1 protein-coding gene is annotated in these 1,902 nt (G+C 61.5%); it reads left to right on the top strand.

The window, feature by feature from the left end; translation table 11 throughout:
* Positions 1–1,902 (top strand): DEAD/DEAH box helicase (locus tag AC1DT2_RS22170; protein WP_477298772.1); only part of this gene is annotated, 1,902 nt, incomplete at both ends.

The raw sequence follows: 1,902 nt of genomic DNA, 5'->3' as shown, positions 1-1,902 counted from the left end.
CAGTGATCTCAACGCCTAATCTCCAGTTGCCAGTCGTTCTGGCGCTGCTCGATGCGCTCATGCGTGGCCAGGCTGCGCGAAAGATGGTTCGGGATGAAGACGTATTCGGTCGCAGTGCGTTCGGTGAGGACTGGCGTGGCGAACGCTCAAGCGCTGCACCTCTGATTGCACTGGTTGAGTGGATGCGATCGCTCAGGGGGCTGGGTGCAGAGCCCCGCCTCCTTGCCTCAAAAGGTCCCGAGAAGGGTGACGTCGGCGTCCGGTCCAGGCAGGTTGCTGGGCTCATAGCCAATCACGCGCCATTGTTGGCATCTGTCTGGGACGACTTCACCCCGATCCAGCCGAAGGTGTTTGGCGCGGCAGCAGGCCCCGAACAGATTGACCTTGAGTCCCTCCTGCAGCTGGCGGTGCGACACACACAGGCCTATGCGGCCGTTGAGTCCCTTGCGCCGGTCATGCCCGCGACGGCAGGCGAGGTCTGCGCGCTCCTTCAGACATTAGCGGATGGACAGGCTGCCATGTCATCCGTACAGCGCGCTCACGGTATCGGGCAATCCGCATTCGACACCGCCTGGAGCGGTCTGTCGTCGGATTGGGCTGCTCTTACGGCGGCAGCGGATTGGGCGAGGGCAAATCCAGACATTCGCGCGCTCGCCGGTCGCGTCGGCGAGCGAGACACTCTGTTGCCGAAGGCGCGGCTCCTTGACGCGTCCGGAGCGCACGTCCATTCGACGTTCCACGCGATCGCGAGCGACTTGCAGCTCGACCTGGCCGCTAGCGTGGGTACGCCAGAGGTGAACGAGGTTCTCTTTGACACGCTGGCATGGCGCCTCGATCGCTGGTTCGCCGAACACGAGGAGCTTCACAGATGGGTGAACTACCGTGACCGCGCGGCCAAGGCCTCATCCAGTGGTTGCGCGGACGTTGTAAGTCGACTTGCTGACGGCCGCCTTACGGCGGAGAACGTCCTCGGCGCCTTTGAGATGGCCTATTACGAAGTGACCTATGCCCGCATGGTACGTACAACGCCGGCCCTCGGCCGTTTCGACGGCATCGCGCACGGGCGGCTGGTAAGGGAGTTCGCCGATCTCGATCGTCAACGGATCGTGGCCGCCGCGGTCGAGGTCGTAAAGGTCCACCATCAGGGTGTACCGATCCGGGATAGCGGGTCGGTTGGGCCACTGGGCGTTCTTCGAGGCGAGATCCAGAGAAAGAAAGGACACATGGCTATCCGGAAGCTGGTTGAAAAGGCCGCGCCGGCACTTCGAGCGCTGAAGCCCGTTTTCATGATGAGCCCTTTGTCTGTYGCGCAGTTCCTGCCCCCCGGTGCCATGGAGTTCGATCTGCTTGTGATGGATGAGGCCAGTCAGATTCAGCCCGTCGATGCGCTCGGTGCCGTCGCGCGGGCAAAGCAGGTGGTTGTCGTTGGTGATCCTCGCCAGCTCCCGCCCACGGCATTCTTTGCCAAGATGACCAGCGTCGATGGCGATGAGGACGACGAAGACGACACCACCCGTGTCAGCGATATTGAAAGCATTCTCGGCCTCTTTACGGCACGGGGATTGCCGACGCGCATGCTTCGGTGGCACTACCGAAGCCGGCATCAGTCCCTAATTGCAGTTAGCAACAAGCAGTTCTACCAGAACAAGCTCTTCATCGTTCCTAGCCCTTACACGGTAGAAGGGGGCAGGGGTCTTGTCTTCAATCACGTTCGCGATGGTGTCTTCGACACAGGTGGCAAACGCGTTAATACCGTGGAGGCTAAGCGGGTCGCGGAAGCTATCGTCCATCATGCTCGCACATCGCCCAAGCATTCCTTGGGTGTCGCGGCATTCTCGGCTTCGCAACGTCGGGCGATTATCGATGAGCTCGAATTACTCCGCCGCGGGCTTCCGTTGGAAG

The organism is Luteibacter sp. P4_E6, assembly GCF_056401535.1.
This window is presented reverse-complemented; position numbering and strand designations above follow the sequence as displayed.